Annotated in this window: 12 protein-coding genes; 6 read left to right on the top strand and 6 right to left on the bottom strand. The window is 44.7% G+C overall.

From position 1 onward, the window contains the following. Positions 1 to 258: 258 nt before the first annotated feature. Positions 259 to 414: a hypothetical protein gene (locus JGK07_RS17560; RefSeq protein WP_293179943.1), complete on the bottom strand. Its 156-nt coding sequence runs from the start codon at positions 412 to 414 to the stop codon at positions 259 to 261. Positions 415 to 456: 42 nt separating this feature from the next. Between JGK07_RS17560 and JGK07_RS17555 the strand changes: the two genes are divergently transcribed. The 3 genes from JGK07_RS17555 (at position 457) to JGK07_RS17545 (ending at position 2,918) form a co-directional block, all read left to right on the top strand. Beyond that, a complete protein-coding gene (locus JGK07_RS17555; protein WP_293204347.1) occupies positions 457 to 1,155 on the top strand; it encodes a class I SAM-dependent methyltransferase in 699 nt (232 codons plus the stop codon). A 195-nt stretch (positions 1,156 to 1,350) separates the two neighbouring features. Further along, positions 1,351 to 1,983 (top strand): 7-carboxy-7-deazaguanine synthase QueE, encoded by a 633-nt coding sequence (locus JGK07_RS17550; protein ID WP_293179937.1) that lies wholly within the window; start codon positions 1,351 to 1,353, stop codon positions 1,981 to 1,983. A gap of 515 nt (positions 1,984 to 2,498) precedes the next feature. Further along, positions 2,499 to 2,918: a hypothetical protein gene (locus tag JGK07_RS17545; RefSeq protein WP_293190896.1), complete on the top strand. Its 420-nt coding sequence runs from the start codon at positions 2,499 to 2,501 to the stop codon at positions 2,916 to 2,918. 240 nt (positions 2,919 to 3,158) lie between these two features. Here the strand turns inward: JGK07_RS17545 and JGK07_RS17540 are convergent, their stop codons facing one another. Beyond that, positions 3,159 to 3,596 carry a thiol-disulfide oxidoreductase DCC family protein gene (locus JGK07_RS17540; protein ID WP_293179931.1) on the bottom strand — a complete coding sequence of 146 codons (438 nt, stop codon included), beginning with the start codon at positions 3,594 to 3,596 and terminating at the stop codon, positions 3,159 to 3,161. A 194-nt stretch (positions 3,597 to 3,790) separates the two neighbouring features. Next, positions 3,791 to 6,805 (bottom strand): PAS domain S-box protein, encoded by a 3,015-nt coding sequence (locus JGK07_RS17535; protein WP_293290976.1) that lies wholly within the window; start codon positions 6,803 to 6,805, stop codon positions 3,791 to 3,793. 352 nt (positions 6,806 to 7,157) lie between these two features. Here JGK07_RS17535 and JGK07_RS17530 point away from each other — a divergent pair, with 352 nt between their 5' ends. The 3 genes from JGK07_RS17530 to JGK07_RS17520 all read left to right on the top strand — a co-directional run bounded on the left by JGK07_RS17530 (position 7,158) and on the right by JGK07_RS17520 (position 10,470). Then, the gene (locus tag JGK07_RS17530; RefSeq protein WP_293179925.1) at positions 7,158 to 8,351 is read left to right on the top strand and encodes an NAD(P)/FAD-dependent oxidoreductase; all 1,194 of its coding nucleotides are present in this window, start codon (positions 7,158 to 7,160) and stop codon (positions 8,349 to 8,351) included. Between the two features lie 437 nt (positions 8,352 to 8,788). Then, the gene (locus JGK07_RS17525) at positions 8,789 to 9,508 is read left to right on the top strand and encodes an HAD-IA family hydrolase (RefSeq protein ID WP_293179922.1); all 720 of its coding nucleotides are present in this window, start codon (positions 8,789 to 8,791) and stop codon (positions 9,506 to 9,508) included. Positions 9,509 to 9,693: 185 nt separating this feature from the next. Continuing rightward, positions 9,694 to 10,470 carry an ABC transporter permease gene (locus tag JGK07_RS17520; protein WP_293179919.1) on the top strand — a complete coding sequence of 259 codons (777 nt, stop codon included), beginning with the start codon at positions 9,694 to 9,696 and terminating at the stop codon, positions 10,468 to 10,470. A gap of 133 nt (positions 10,471 to 10,603) precedes the next feature. Here JGK07_RS17520 and JGK07_RS17515 read toward each other — a convergent pair whose 3' ends face one another. The 3 genes from JGK07_RS17515 to JGK07_RS17505 form a co-directional block, all read right to left on the bottom strand. Next, a complete protein-coding gene (locus JGK07_RS17515; RefSeq protein ID WP_293224527.1) occupies positions 10,604 to 11,647 on the bottom strand; it encodes a methyltransferase in 1,044 nt (347 codons plus the stop codon). A gap of 198 nt (positions 11,648 to 11,845) precedes the next feature. Beyond that, positions 11,846 to 12,418 carry a transposase gene (locus tag JGK07_RS17510; protein ID WP_293224525.1) on the bottom strand — a complete coding sequence of 191 codons (573 nt, stop codon included), beginning with the start codon at positions 12,416 to 12,418 and terminating at the stop codon, positions 11,846 to 11,848. A 247-nt stretch (positions 12,419 to 12,665) separates the two neighbouring features. Further along, a complete protein-coding gene (locus tag JGK07_RS17505; RefSeq protein WP_293224523.1) occupies positions 12,666 to 16,514 on the bottom strand; it encodes a beta-ketoacyl synthase N-terminal-like domain-containing protein in 3,849 nt (1,282 codons plus the stop codon). Between the last annotated feature and the right edge of the window lie 15 nt (positions 16,515 to 16,529).

Below are 16,529 nucleotides of genomic sequence, written 5' to 3'. Positions count from 1 at the left end.
TTATATTCTCCCCAGATCGTACCATTTGACATTTGAGATCATTCGACTTCATGAAAGGCTACGCTCAGAGCAAGGCGCGCTCCTACAAGTTGGAGAGTTGAGATGAGGAATGACTGATTGTGTATCGGTTGGCAACTTGCCGACTGTTAGATTATTTTGTTAAGCTGGCATTACTCACAGTGTTACGCAGCGCGAGGAATGCAGCAATCTCAAAACCATCCTTTTGTTCTCTTTTCTTTTCCAGGGCGACTAAATCACCTATAGCTGAGATAAACTGATTGGGAGGTCGATCGCCCGTGAGAGCAAGTTACCAGATTCTTGCAAGCGAGACGGCGATACTCTTACCCTGAGAGAAACGACAGCAAAATAGGTGCCAAAATTCACTCTACCGTCTGCAATTTCCAATAACTGCACGTCTACCACGTAAAATCAAAAGTCAGCAGCAAGGACAAACCGATGGCGAACTCAACTCTTGGCCTAGAAAATCAACTTTACGATTATCTGTTATCTATTTCTTTGCGGGAACCAGATATTCTCGCTTCACTGCGGAAAGAAACTGCTAAGCATCCTATGGGTATGATGCAAATAGCTCCCGAACAAGGGCAGTTTATGGAGATGCTCGTGCAGCTTATGGGAGCGACAAAAACCTTAGAAATTGGAGTTTTTACTGGTTATAGCTCGCTATGTGTAGCTTTAGCACTGCCTTCTAACGGTAAAATTATTGCTTGCGATGTCAGCGAGGAATATACTTCGATCGCGCGACGGTATTGGGAAGCTGCGGGTGTGGCTAACAAAATTTCTTTGCATTTGGGCCCAGCACTAAATACTCTCGACAAACTCATAGCCGAGGGACAAGCCGGAACCTTTGATTTTGCCTTCATCGACGCCGATAAAGAAAATTATGAGGCTTATTTTGAGCGATCGCTCCAACTGGTGCGGAATGGCGGTTTAATTGTAATTGACAACGTTCTGTGGTCTGGACGAGTTGCGGATCCTGAAGTACAAGACACAAGTACCCTCGCCCTTCGTAGTTTCAACGACAAGTTGCGTAACGATCCGAGAATAACACTCAGTGTTGTCCCCATTGGTGACGGGTTGAGTTTGGCCCTGAAACGCCGCTGGGCTACGATGATGGAACCTGAAGAACAGAATTAAATAGTTCAAGTGGCTGGGAACTTCATTAAGACTCCTCGAAACCGGGTGGTTATCTGTATTAAAGGCTGCGATACAGTATTTGCATAAAAAACCCGGTTTCTGCCTACCGGTGCATCCAGGACTATATCAATTACCGATGACAAATTACAATTACTAAAAGTAATAACAAGTATTATTAATTACTTTGAGGTAAAAATGCAGGGATCGAATTTACAAATAAAATTACCGATTCATGAAACTTTTCAGTGTACGGTTCAAGGTGAAGGTTATTGGACGGGGACTTTAGTTGATTTTATCAGATTAGCTGGTTGTCCTGTGCGGTGTGCTTGGTGCGATACAGGCTACGGAAATGGTGGCAAAGGTTTGCCATCGGTGCCACAGTCGATCGCACAATTGCTAGATCAATTGCAGTCTTCGAGGGTTGTCATTAGTGGTGGCGAACCTTTTATTCACCAGAATTTGCCGGAGTTAGTGCGAGCTTTGTTAGCAACTGACAAACAGGTGAATATTGAAACTTCTGGCGCTTACTGGCAGGATATTTCGCCGCTGGCTTGGATTACTCTTTCTCCTAAAGAACACGTCAATCCTCAATATCCGGTGCAAGACCGTTTCTGGACGAGAGCTAATGAAATTAAGTTGGTGGTTAGCAGTGGCGAAGAAGTTGATTTTTACACAAAATATTTGGCTGATAATGTGAATATTCCTGTATATTTGCAGCCGGAGTGGGAAAAGCGCGATCGGGCAATTCCGATGATTTTGGAGTTATTGAAACAGCATCCGAGTTACAGGTTGTCTTTGCAAACTCACAAGTTTATTGGTGTTCAATAAACATCCCAAAATGCTGTAGTTCCTGTCTTGAAAAGTCAAGGGGTAGCGAGCAAATAAGTTGGATCGAAAGGTTTTTGGGATTTTAAAATCCCAAAAGGCAAATGTACCCATTTCCGCATGACTCGCACCAATCACCTGCATTTTCACGCCAGCCACGAGCCAATAATCGCACAGCGAGTCGCTTTCAACAAAGGATTGTGACGCATCGCCACTACATAGGGCATATCTGTGTTGGGCCCAGGTACGGAATTTGCGATCGAAGTGCCGATCGACTAAAATTCATTCAACCTGGGAAAATGTAGCAGATTGGACGCATCAATACCAAAGAAACCGGGTTTTTACTTGCATTGTCGGCTGTAACACGTTTTTTCGTAAAAAAACCCGGTTTCTGGCCACCCGTGCAATCGCGAACTGTAATCTATCAAATAGTCCACAGTTTACCGTTTAAAGCAGGCAATATGCAGTTACATTGTTAACTAAATGTGTAATAACTGTATTTGATAGGAGTATTTCGAGTGAACGCTGCCGAACAAGCCAGAAATATAGAATTAGCTAGCAAAATTGCTGCGGTTGTTAATTTATTTAAGTCAGATTTTCCGGATGTGAAAGTCGATTTGAAACCTTGGATGAATGACCAGGATACCAGAGAACTTGTCGATCCTGAGTCGATCGATATTGGCTTCCATTTTCCCGGTAGAAGTCGGTTGTTGCAAAGCCGCAGTATCTTAATCCAAATCCGATTTTACCAAGATCCGGTCGAAGGATCTCGGCGGGCGATCGGGGTTGAGGCGGCAGGTTACGATCATACTGGTCAACAGTGGCGCTTTTCTACCGTGGAAAATTGGGGTTTTGTGGGTGAAACTGAGCCCGCTGCGGAATCAGCCGAAAAGCTCAAACACTTTTGCCGCGAGATATTAGGTTTGTTTAATTGCTGAGAATAATTCCCGGTTAATGACTCATCATAAATCAGGTTTGTAGTGAGGACTTTAGTCCTTCTTGAGCTAAATTCTCCACAGATGCAGAGGACTGAAGTCCAGGTTTGTAGTGAGGACTTTAGTCCTTCTTGAATTAAATTCTCCACAGATGGAGAGGACTGAAGTCCTTACTACGAACCACAGATGGAGAGGACTGAAGTCCTCACTACGAACCACAGATGGAGAGGACTGAAGTCCTCACTACGAACCTGATTTTAAGTCTTGATTATCGCAATTGTCGATCGACCTACAGCCCACTGGATAAGCCGATTTGTAAGTTGTCGATCGCTTGCCAAACAAAGTATAGCGGTTATCGCGCACTTGTTCGTACACGCGATCGCCCATCCACTTCATCCCCGGCATTGCCCGGTAAGCTGCCACAAACACCTCGCCAGCAGGCAATATCCGCCCGATTTCCTCGGCTGCATCGCTACCTTGCCAGCGTTTTTCGGGATTATTCTTATCTATCAAAATCATCCCCATTTCGCAATCCTCAGCAGTTATATCAAACCGCTTTAATCCCTCTAAATCTTGCATGGAAATATACTCAAAGTTCTCGCCTCGATCTAGATTTTCTAGTAACTGCACCAATGTGACGCAGAGATTGCAATTGCCGTCGTAAATTACGTTGTAATTCATAAGTCAATAACCTAGAAAACTGGGCGGTTGAAACCGCTTCTATACAAGCAAAACCCGCCTCCGCGGGTTGAAGGCAATGCGGTTAAAATACATTATCTTCTTCAGTCCGCGGAGGCGGACATTGTTTGTATAGACGCGGTTTCAACCGCCGTCTGCATCTATGGAATTATAACTCATAATTTCCAATTTTACCGCTAACTTCTAGCGACAGGAATCTCGATCGCAAATTCCGTACCTTGACCCGGTGCAGAATTGCACTTCAGCCGCCCGCCGTGCTTTTCCACCACAATTTGATAACTGATAGACAGCCCCAAGCCAGTACCTTTCCCCGGTTCTTTCGTAGTAAAAAACGGATCGAACAGCCTTTCATGAACATCTATCGGAATCCCCGGCCCGTTGTCAGCAATCCGAATCACAATATGAGAAGGACGGCGAATAGAATCAGCACAAACAGCAGCCTGTTCATATTTTACCTCAGTACAAATCCGCAGCGTCGGCGAAGGACAAGAAGGAATAGGCGCCTGTTCCCCGTCGCCCCACTGTCCGGTTTCCATTGCCTCTTCCAAAGCATCAATTGCATTGCCAATAATATTCATAAATACCTGATTCAACTGTCCTGCATAACACTGTAAGCGGGGCAAATTGCCGAACTCTTTAACCAGCGTAATTTTCGGATGTCCTGCCGTTTCTTTCAGCCTGTGCTGCAAAATCAACAAAGTGCTGTCAATCCCTTCGTGAATGTCCACCTGTTTTTGTTCTGCTTCATCCAATCGCGAGAAATTCTTCAGTGACAGCACAATCTGGCGAATTCGCTCGGCTCCCATTTTCATTGAAGTTAATAGCTTTGGCAAATCTTTGAGCAGAAATTTCAAATCTATATCATCTATTTCTTCTCGAATTGCCTCTGTTGGTTCCGGGTATTCGCGCTGGTAAAGTTGCAGCATTTTTAGCAAGTCTTGAAAGTAATCGTCAGCGTGCATGACGTTGCCGTAAATGAAGCTAACTGGATTGTTTATTTCGTGAGCGACGCCAGCTACTAATTGCCCCAAACTTACCATTTTTTCATTTTGAACCATCATGCTTTGAGTTTTATGCACGTCCCGCAGGGCTTTCGCTAATTCTTCATTTTTAGTCCTCAATTGACTTTCGGAAAGCCCTTTGCGAATTGCTACATATTGATGGGGTTCTCCCCGAGAATTTAAGAAAGGTACAATCGTAGTATCCAACCAGAATAATCTGCCGTCTTTAGCTTGATTTTTCATTTCTCCCCGCCAAACATTTCCCTGGCGGATTGTTGACCAAAGCTGCTTGAAAAAATCAGTTGGGTGATAGCCGGAATTTACAAGTTTGTGGGTTTTGCCGTTCAATTCTTCCCGAGAATATTTAAACAGTTCGCAGAATTGCTCGTTGACGTAGGTAATAACGCCGAATTCGTTGGTATTTGAGACAATTGCCGATTGATCTAAGGCAAATTTTTCAAATTCTAATTCTTGGAGAGTTTGGCGCAATTCTGCTTCGGCTTGTTTGCGATCGCTAATATCGGTAATCATCCGCAAAACCCCCGCAAATTCGCCGTCAGCGTCGAACATTGGTGTCGCTGAGACGATCGCCCACAAGTGAGAGCCATCTTTGCGGGTAAACTGAAAATCGTGGCGTTCGCGAATGCCTTGCCGCCTGCGCTGCACATAACTTTCGGCTATTTCCCGAGCCTCGTCATCGATAAACTCAAATAGCGATCGCCCCAGCATTTCCTCCACAGTATACCCCAGCATTTCGGCCATCCGACAGTTCGCAAAAGTCGTGCTGCTGTCGGCGTCAAACATCCAAACGCCCTCCGAAGCAGTTTCGACGATGCAGCGGTAATAACTCTCGCTTTCCCTGACAGATTCAGTAGCTTGTTTGCGATCGGTAATATCAGTTTCCACCGCAATAAAACCTTCAAGTTCCCCGGTTTCTCGATAAATCGGGGCGATCGAAAGCGCCACCCAATAACCCTTTCCATCCTTCCTGTAATTGTAAATTTCCTGATTAAACGGCTCGCCTTTATCCAAAGCCGATCGCAATTGGGCAATAGTTAATGGATCTGTTTGAGGGCCTTGCAGCACATCACCCGGTTTTTTTCCCAGCATTTCTTCTAACACGTAACCGCTAATCCGAGTAAATGCTTCATTCACCCATTCAATGCAGCCTTGAGCATCAGTAATAATCACACCATTTTGCGTTTTTTGAGCCACGATGGCCAAGCGCGACAATTCTGTTTCAGTTTTTTTGCTTTCGGTAATATCTTGAGAAATACCCAGAATGTACTTAGGCGCGCCATCAGCGTCAAACAAAGGAACTTTTTTTGTGTGCAAAATCCGTTTTCCCCGGTGCGGAAGTTGGATAATTTCTTCTGGTATATCAACCTCTTTTCCCGTGGCAAATACTTCTAAATCTTGTGCTTGCAAGTAATTTGCCTGATCTGCTTCCAACAAGTCAGCAGCATTATTTCCCAGCACTTCGTCCCTCGAATAGCCAAACAATTCTTCGCTAGCAGCATTCCAATAAATAAATCTTTGTTCCACGGCATCTTTAATAAAGACGCTAACCGGCAGATTTTGCAGTACCGCATTCAGAAAATCTTGAGTGTTTCGCAGCTTTTCCTCAGCGCGCTTGCGCTCAGTAATATCCAAAATCACTCCGTCGAGATAGACAACCTGACACAGAGAATTTGCGATCGGCGAAACCGACGAAACTACACCCGACAAAAATTCCTCTATTTCCCCTTGTCCCTCTTTTCTTTCTCTAGCCTCATCCCCCTCCCCACAAACAGCTTGACCTTTTTCGTAAACCCAGCTAATTTCGCCGTCAGCCCGGAGAATGCGGTATTCCAGGATATACGGAGTTCTAGTTGCTACACTTTTTATGAGAGCCTCCTCCATATTTTTGCGGTCTTGAGGATGGATGATGCTCGCAAAAGAACGGACGCGATCGTTGATAAAATCAGATGATGGATAGCCAGATATTTCTTGAACAGCCTCGCTCAAAAACGCCATTGTCCGTATTAATTCGCCATCGGATCCCGTCCATTCGCAGTTGCAGCGGTATACAGCACCGGGAATATTAGCTACTAAATTTTTATATCGTTCTTCGCTGCTTAACAAAGATGAGCTGTCTTCGTTATGGCGATCGCCATTCTTAACTTTAGAAGAATTCGAGGAAATTTGCATGATTTTTTCACTTGTGACTGCGGGGGCAAGTGTTAGAGTAGATGGCTGTATAAAAAGTGAATTTAATTGGCGAAATAATACGCTATCAACTAATATAGTACAAAATTACTTGTCCGAACATTCAAAAAATTTGAGGGTGGATAATAGCAAGAAGGAAGAGGGAAGAAGGAAGAGGGAAGAAGGAAGTCGGAAGAAGGAAGATTTTGCGACTCTCCCCATCTCCCCATCTCCCCATCTCCCCCTCTCCCCCTCTCCCCCTCTCCCCCTCTCCCCATCTCCCGCTCCCCCAATCCTCCACTCTCGTTACAATAAGATAAGTTGCCTTGCTACCGATCGCCCTCAAACAAAAACCATGGCTCAACAACAACCCCGGATTTGCATTCTCGGCGGAGGCTTCGGCGGACTCCACACAGCCCTGCGCTTGAGTCAGTTACCCTTCTCCAAAACCGAAAAACCCGAAATAGTCCTAGTTGACCGTCGCGATCGCTTCCTGTTCGTTCCCCTACTGTACGAGCTCCTCACCGGCGAACTCCAAACCTGGGAAATCGCGCCGCCCTTTGCGGAACTCTTGCAAAACACAGGCGTGCGCTTTTGTCAAGGCACTGTCTCCGGCATCGACGTGGAGTCCAAGCAAGTGCAGTTGCACGACGGGCCAGAAATTCCGTGCGATCGCCTCGTTTTAGCTTTAGGTGGCGAAACTCCGCTAGATATGGTCAAAGGAGCCGTTGAATACGCTTATTCCTTCCGCAGTCTCGACGACGCCTACCGCTTGGAAGAAAGACTGCGGTTTCTCGAAGCTAGCAACCCCGACAAAATTAGGATTGCGATCGTCGGCGCCGGTTATTCGGGAGTAGAATTAGCTTGTAAATTAGCCGATCGACTCGGAGACAAAGGTCGCGTCCGATTAATCGAGCAAGGCGACACGATTTTGCGGACATCACCCGAGTTCAACCGCGAAGCCGCCAACAAAGCATTAGAAAAACGCAAAGTCTGGATCGACTTAGAAACAGCAGTAGAGGCGATCGAATCCGACACCATATCCTTACTCTACAAAGGACAATTAGATGTTCTTCCCGTAGACATAGTATTGTGGACAGTAGGAACCCAAGTTAGTCAAGCAGTGCGATCGCTCCCCCTGAAACAAAACCACCGCGGTCAATTAATAGTTAACTCCCAGATGCAAATCATCGACCATCCAGACATATTTGCCTTGGGAGACTTAGCCGAATGTCACGACGCAACAGGTCAAAAAGTCCCCGGAACAGCCCAAACAGCATTCCAGCAAGCTGACTACACGGCATGGAACATATGGGCATCCCTGAGCGATCGACCATTACTACCTTTCCGGTACCAGCCGCTAGGAGAAATGATGACATTAGGAATAGACGAAGCCACCCTGACAGGTTTAGGAATCAAACTCGACGGACAACTAGCACACATTGCACGCCGCCTAGCCTATCTCTATCGAATGCCAACATTTGACCACCAACTAAAAGTTGGTTTCAACTGGATTAGCAAGCCGATTCAGGAGTTGCTGAAAAAGTAATATAGCGGTTATCAGAAAGATGAGGTACGTTGTTGGGCTTCAGCCCTCTTGGTTTAAACGGTTATGTAAGCTGTCAGTTATACCTCATCTTTTTGAGATAAGACGTACGAATAGAATTCGCGTCTACACAAACGATGTCCGCCTCCGCGGACTGAAAAAAATAACTTAATGACCTTCGCCCGGTATTATTCTGATTCTGGTTCTTCAACCTGCGGAGGCACGTGAGTGTTTGTGTAGACGCGAATGACCTTCGCCCGGTATTATTCTGATTCTTCAACCTGCGGAGGCAGGTGAGTGTTTGTGTAGACGCGAATGACCTTCGCACGGTATTATTCTGATTCTGGTTCTTCAACCTGCGGAGGCACGTGAGTGTTTGTGTAGACGCGAATGACCTTCGCCCGGTATTATATTACTCGTTTTCAAATTCATTCTAACCAATGACAAAAACTATCTTTTTAGATGCAGCAGGCACACTATTTTACGTTCGCGGTAGCGTCGGCGAAGTCTACGCAAAACTAGCCAAAAACTTCGGAGTAACAGTTAATAGTAAAGACTTAAATACAGCATTTTACCAAAGCTTCGCCTCAGCAAATCCGATGACATTTCCAGGAATCGAAGCAGCAAAAATTCCCCAACTAGAATTTGAGTGGTGGCTAGCAGTTTCGGCAAAAGCTTTTCAAATAGCAGGCGTTTTCAATCAATTTTCAGACTTTCCCAAATTTTTTGCCGAACTCTACGCTCATTTTGCCACCCCCGAACCTTGGTTCGTCTATCCCGACGTATTCCCAGCATTAAATAAATGGCAGCAACAAGGAATCGAATTAGCAGTAGTCTCGAATTTCGACTCGCGACTTTATCCAGTATTAAAAGCACTCAATTTAGCAGAATATTTCACATCAGTGACAATTTCCACCGAAGTAGGTGCAGCAAAACCCCAGCCGGAAATTTTCACCGCAGCTTTGCAAAAGCACAACTGCACAGCCGAGAATGTCTGGCATATCGGCGACAGCTTCAAAGCCGATTATTGCGGCGCCAAATCCGCAGGCTTAAAAGCAATTTGGTTGAACCGAGAACAGGAAAAAGTAGAATCCGGCACATTGCCTTTAACTGAAACTAAATTAGAACAGTGCAGCAGCCTTGATTATTTAACCTTTTAACCGGATAATGAGCAAGATGTAAAATCATGTCCGGTCAATTACCCGCCATCCAAAAGGTTTGTAGTGAGGACTTTAGTCCTTTTTGATGCGGACTAAAGTCCTCACTACAAACCAATTTTACTACGGTCATTAGTCCCGTTAATTAACAGAACTTGATATCTATTATGCAAATCACCTCGCCCACCATGAAACAAAACTCAATTCAAACTATACTAACAGACACAATGACCGTGTTTTGGGGAGAATGGCTAGATTTGCGAGTCCGAATCCTGCCAATTGCCGCTGCTGGTTTAACATCCCCATTAATTTACATTCTAGCTTTTGGTTTCGGGTTGGGCAGTTCCATGCCTAAACCGGCAATTGGTGGCAATTATCTAGAATTCATGCTGCCGGGAATGGTTGCACTTTCATCGATGACAGTAAGTTTTACAGGCGCAGTATTTTCTATTTGTGGCGAACGCCTTTTTAGTAAAACATTTGAGGAATTGCTACTGCTGCCGATACACCCCCTAGCTTTGCACGCAGGCAAAATGCTAGCCGGAATACTGCGGGGACTGCTAACTTCGGTTTCCGTGATTTTAGTAGCAGTTGTGTTTACTCAAAAGCTAGTATTTTTGCATCCGCTATTTTTGTTAGTGATAATTCTCAACTCCGCTGTATTTGCGGGCCTGGGAGTGATAGTGGGTTTAAACGTAAAATCTCTCGAATCAGTCGGATTGTACAACAATTTTCTGATAACTCCGATGTCATTTTTGGGCGCGACATTTTTCGACCCCGCGTCGCTACCAGTAGCCCTGAAAGGGATAGTTTATCTGTTACCGCTGACTTATGCCAGTATTGGATTGAGGGCTGCTGCTTACGATATCGCCAAGTTTCCTTGGTACAGCATACCTGTTTTGTTGGTGGCTGCGATCGCCTTTTCTGCGATCGGCGCCCGCCAGTTTTCTACCCAACAAGACTGAAGGAAGTCCGCACTCATTAGTCCGCGTCGGCTGACTTCGCTGAGAGTATCTCAGTTTTGCTTTGTACAAAGTGAGATGCACCCATTTCATTTGTCCACAAGCGGTCTCAACCGCCCAATCATAAAAGGAGTGGCTAACTAGGATTGGTTATTACCGCCTCGATCGCACTTGCAGGCCCTTTTGTGGCGATCGTATCAGTCACTTTAAAGCCAGCAGAGGAAAGCAAATGATAAAATTCATCTTCCCTCCGCATAAAAGTACCGCCTATCACAAACAAAGTTAGGCTACCCATACCAATAAAAGGCGACATTTTGCCTGAAGGCAACATAAAATCAACAATCAGCAGGCGATCGTTAGCTGTCATAGCTTGATAGCAATTTTTAAGAATTGTAATAGCACGCTCATCATCCCAATTGAGGAGGACACGAGAGAGCAAGTAAAGATCCCCACCACGCGGAACCGCTTCAAAAAAGCTGCCTCCAACTACTTCACACCTATCTGCAACTCCAGCCGCGTGCAAAACCTGAGGTGCATCCACAATAACATCTTCGCGATCGAACAAAATAGCTTGCATTTGGGGATTTGCATTCAGAATAACAGCCGTTAGAGTTCCAATGCCCCCTCCAACATCCACAAGCGTCTTAAATCCTGAAAAATCATAAGCTTCAAGCACCGGAAGCAGCCACTCCCTTGTTGTCTCCTTCATCCACTCATTGAAATTTATAGCCGCCTCAGAATTCTGCGTCAAATAGCTATAAAAACTCATCTTAAAACTATGTTCAAAAGCCGTTTCTCCCGTCTTTATACTGTACAATAAATTCCCCCATCCCTGATATAGTTCATCACCCATTGCCAGAACCGTACCTCGCAAAGAATCAGAAGTACCAGTCAAGAGATGCTTGCCCAGAGCATTCAAGCAAAACTTATCATTATCTTCCATAGAAAACACACCAACACTTACTAGCATACGCATCAGGTGATAAATACCCTGAGAATTTACCCCAGCAGCTTCCGCAAGTTCATCAGCAGTCTTAGAACCATCACTCAGAATATCTGCAATTTCCAGTTTAGCCGCTACAAAAATAGCCTGGGATATTTTAAATCCATACATCATTTCTAGTAGCACTGACGATGATTTTTCGCCTTCAGGTTGGGCATTATCTGTATATAAAACCATGAGTTATCCTGTGAATTACAATCTTCAATTATAAGTTGTTGGTATGTTGTTGGGCTTCAGCCCCAAGAGCACTTTGGTATGTTGTTGGGATGCGAGCCCTAAGAGCGCTGAAGCGCAACTACGTACCTGGTTGGTATGTTGTTGGGATGCGAGCCCTAAGAGCGCTGAAGCGCAACTACGTACCTTTAACTACCTACCTTAATCATCCCATCCTTTTCCATAATCTCTTACCGGATATTCTGTCCATGCACTTCTTAGCCACTCTCTTCCTTGATACTCTAAATACCAATGTACGCTACTTGCTGACCAATCATAAGGAGATTTTGCCCAGCCATGTTTGACAGGATTGTAATTGATGTAATTAATAGTTGTATAATAATGCCTTTCGGAACGAATAGCGCGATCGCTAAATGAACACCACACTTTACCTGTAACACGATCCTCAAGATTCCATTGTCGAGCCAAGGGGCCGTGAATCGAACGAAATAGCACACTTAATTGTGGCATATTAACATGATGGACTAAGAGATGATAATGATTCGGTAAAACTACCCAAGCATTAATTTCGATACCATCGGAAATAAACTTCTCAAAAATTGAATCTAAAAGTTGGTGACGGCGTTCCTGAGTATTAATCCGAGATTTATGCTCAAAACAACTAACTGTAAGATGATAAAATTCAAAATCTCGCACTGGATGAGGTGGAGAATGAGCAGGATATCCCTTAGCCAACCTTTCATTAACAAGTTGCACCCGTTCTTCTAGCGTCAATTTTCGATATTCATACATAAAGGTAAGTAGTTGCGCTTCAGCGCTCTAAAAGGTACGTAGTTGCGCTTCAGCGCTCCGAAAGGTACGTAGTTGCGCTTCAGCGCTCCAAAAGGTACGTAGTTGCGCTTCAGCGCTCCGAAAGGTACGTAGTTGCGCTTCAGCGCTCCGAAAGGCTCGTAGTTGTGCTTCAGAGCTCTGAAAGAGGGCTAAAGCCCAACAACGTACCTAAAACGTACCTAATCAGTACCTAATCAATATATTCTCTAAGTTGTTGGGCCATAACCTGAACATGAGGAGGGTAATTCATAGTAATATGATTTCCCGGCACCTCTCGAACCTCTATCCCTCCCCCAGCCACCTCAATCCATGGCAATTCAGGATTTTTAGGATTAACTTCATTTTGTTCGCTAGCACGAAAAAAGATAATTCGACCCGGATAAGCTTGAGGGATGTAATTTCGCATAGCTTGACCGTGTACTTTAAACAGATGAAGAAAGTGACGAATCTCAGGCAATCCAAAATCGGGAGGAACTACCCTATTAGCAATCTTTACTTGCTCTAAAAAGTAGAGAAGTTGCTCATCTTGCTCAAGCTGTTGGAGGACATCCAAAGAAAGAGACAGATCGAAACCAACACCTAGTATATAAACCAGAATTGCTGTATCATCTTCTGTCGCTAAAACAGGCATTTGACCGGGCCCAGGAGTATCTATCAGAGTTAGCAATTCTACTTTTTGACCGATCGCATTCAGTTGTTGCGCCATCTCAAAAGCAACTGTGCCACCAAAGGAAGAACCTCCTAGGAAATAGGGCCCTTCAGGTTGGCGAATCTGCAAAGCTTCGATATAGCGAGTTCCCATTTCCTCAACTGTAGTACAGGCATCTGTTTCATCAACCGAAGCAGGTGCTTGTATTCCCACAATAGGCCGCTCTGAACCGAGATAACGTGCCAAATCCCGATAAATGTAAACGTGTCCGCCTACCGGATGCACTAAAAACAAAGGTTGTTTCAAACTCCCCCGCCGAATCTCCACTAATAAGGACTCCGAAGCTGACTGGGATTGCTGATTATCACTCGCAGACAACCCGGAATCATCTTTAATTAATTCAGCCAAAGCTGCAATAGTTGATGATTGTAACAGGCTGTGGGGAGACAAGTTTTTTTGCAGTTTTTCGTTTAACTTAGTTATTAGTTGAACTGCTAATAATGAATCCCCCCCTAAATCAAAAAAATCATCATCAATTCCCACTTGTTCAATCCCTAGAAATTCTTGCCATATCGTAGCAATAGTTTGCTCCATTTCATCTCTAGGAACACTATAAGTATTTTGTAGATTCGGTCGAGAATGGAGTTGTGCTGAATCTACATTTGGGGAATTGTCATCGGGTAAAGATCCAATTTTAATCGGTTGCTCGATTCCTGGTGGTTCAATCCAGTAACGTTGGCGCTCAAACGGATAGGTTGGCAATGGGAGACGATAACGCTGCTCATCAGCATAAAATTGAGACCAATCTATTTGTACTCCTCCTAGCCAAAGCTGACCCAATGTAGTAAGTAAGAAAGCTACATCTGATTTTTGGTCTTGCGGATGGCGCAATGAAGAAAGTATAATCTGTTCAGAAGGCTTATTGTGATGTTGTTTTGCTAGCGTGTTCAATGTCCGTCCGGGACCCACTTCTAGCAATATTTGATTGGGCTGGTTTAATAGCTGTTGTAAACCCTCTGCAAACCTTACTGTTTGACGCAGATGTTGAGCATAATAACTGGGGCTTGTCGCCTCTTCCGCTGTAATCCAATTCCCAGTAACATTGGATATGTAGGGAATTTTTGGTGATTTGAGCTTGACTTTTTTCACCTGTTCGGTAAATGGCTCTAAAATTGGCTCCATCATTTGTGAATGAAAGGCATGGGATGTGTGCAACCTGCGACACTCTACACCTTTTTCTTTTAGTTTTTGTTCCAATTCATCTACGGCCTCGGTGGCACCTGAAACCACGCTTATAGATGCTCCATTGATCGCAGCTAGATCCAGCTTATTGCCGAGTAAGGGTTTGACTTGCTGTTCTGTCAGTGGCACTGCAAGCATGGAACCAGCAGGCAGTTGTTGCATCAATTTACCTCGTGCAGCTACCAAGGATAAGCCCTCTTCCAAGGAGAACACACCAGCCAAACAAGCTGCTACATATTCGCCAATGCTATGACCAATCATTGCTTGAGGATGCACTCCCCAAGACATCCACAATTTAGCTAAAGCATATTCGATCGCAAATAGTGCAGGTTGTGCGATCGCAGTCTGTGTTAGTTGGTTGGTAGCTGCTTCTGCTTCTGCTGCGCTTGGATAAAGTACGTGGCGCAAGTCAATGCCCAAGTAAGGTTTCAGAATTTCCGAACATAGATCGATCTGTTCGCGAAATGTTGGTTCAACTTGGTAAACCTCCAAGCTCATATTGATGTACTGCGAACCCTGTCCTGAAAACATAAATACGACAGGTGAATTTTTCGACTCTTGGAAGTTGGTAAAAACTCGTTTTAAATCGAGATTCTCAAGGGCTGTAAAACCATCTTGACTGTCATTGCAAACCACTATGCGTCGATGGTTAAAAGCCTTTCTGCCGACTTGCAGCGTGTAAGCCACATCAGCAAAATTTACATCGGTATTTTGTTTCAAATACTTGCTTAAGTTGGCAGTAGCACTATCAAGTGCAGAGCTAGTTTTTGCCGAGATAACTAATAGTTGCGATGGGCGAGATTCTCCTGATGCTTCTGCAATAGGCGCTTCTTCAAGAACTACATGAGCATTAGTTCCACCAATGCCAAAAGAACTAACTCCAGCACGACGGGGTGATTTACCTGCTTTCCATTCGGAAAGTTGGGTATTGACATAAAAAGGACTGTTGGCAAAATCAATCTGAGGATTTGGCTGTTCAAAATGCAAGCTAGGGGGTATTAGCTGGTGTTTGAGAGCCTGGACAGTTTTGATTAAGCCAGCAACACCAGCCGCAGTATCTAAATGTCCGATATTGGTTTTGGCCGAACCGATCGCACAAAAGCCTTTTTTCTTAGTATCCACAGAGAAAGCTTGCGTCAGCGCAGCGATTTCGATCGGATCGCCGAGGGGTGTTCCAGTTCCGTGAGCTTCTATATAGCTGACGGTTTCAGGGGGAATCTCGGCTATTGCTAAGGCATCTGCGATCGCCTGTGCCTGACCGTCTATACTAGGAGCTGTGTAGCCAACTTTCACAGCACCATCGTTATTAATAGCGCAACCTTTGATTACCGCATGAATATAATCTCCATCTGCGATCGCCTCCTCTAATCTTTTCAAAACCACAATTCCCACACCGCTACCGCTAACAGTTCCCTGTGCATTAGCATCAAAAGCCCTACAGTGCCCGTCTGGAGAAAGAATCATGCCCTCTTTATAAAAATAGCCTGTCTTTTGATTGACGCCTATAGAAACGCCACCAGCCAAAGCCATATCGCATTGGTAATTTAGCAAACTTTGGCAAGCCATGCCGATCGCAACTAATGAAGTTGAACAGGCTGTTTGGACAGTAACACTCGGCCCCTTCAAGTTTAATTTATAAGAAACGCGAGTTGACAAAAAATCTTTCTCATTGGCGATCGTAAGTTGGAAATCTCCCACAGATTCTCTAAGCTGACGATTCGGATAAAGGTTATTCAAAAAATAAGTATTGAAACTCCCTGCGCCTGCGTAAACCCCAATCGCACCTTCGTAAGTTTCTGAGTTGTAGCCCGCATTTTCTAGAGCCTGCCAAGCCGATTCCAAGAAAAAGCGGTGTTGTGGATCTGTGATTTCAGCTTCTCTAGGATTCAACCCAAAGAATGAAGCATCAAACAACTCAATATCTGCTAGTACCGCTCTGGCTTTTACATAGCGTGGATCGCGCACGACTGACTCGTCAATCCCGAAAGATGCTAGTTCTTGTTCGGAGAAGAAAGAAATAGATTCAACACCATCACGCAGGTTTTCCCAAAATTCATCAACATTTTTCGCGCCGGGAAAGCGACCCGCCATGCCGACGATCGCGATACCTTCTAGAGAAGATTGGGTGGTTTTTTCAGAGTTATCCATTTTGATTCTTTCCTG

The sequence above is a fragment of the Microcoleus sp. PH2017_24_DOB_U_A genome, assembly GCF_020738205.1.
Classification (GTDB): domain Bacteria; phylum Cyanobacteriota; class Cyanobacteriia; order Cyanobacteriales; family Microcoleaceae; genus Microcoleus.
Note: the sequence above shows the minus strand (reverse complement) of the source record. Positions and strands in the feature narration are given on the sequence as shown.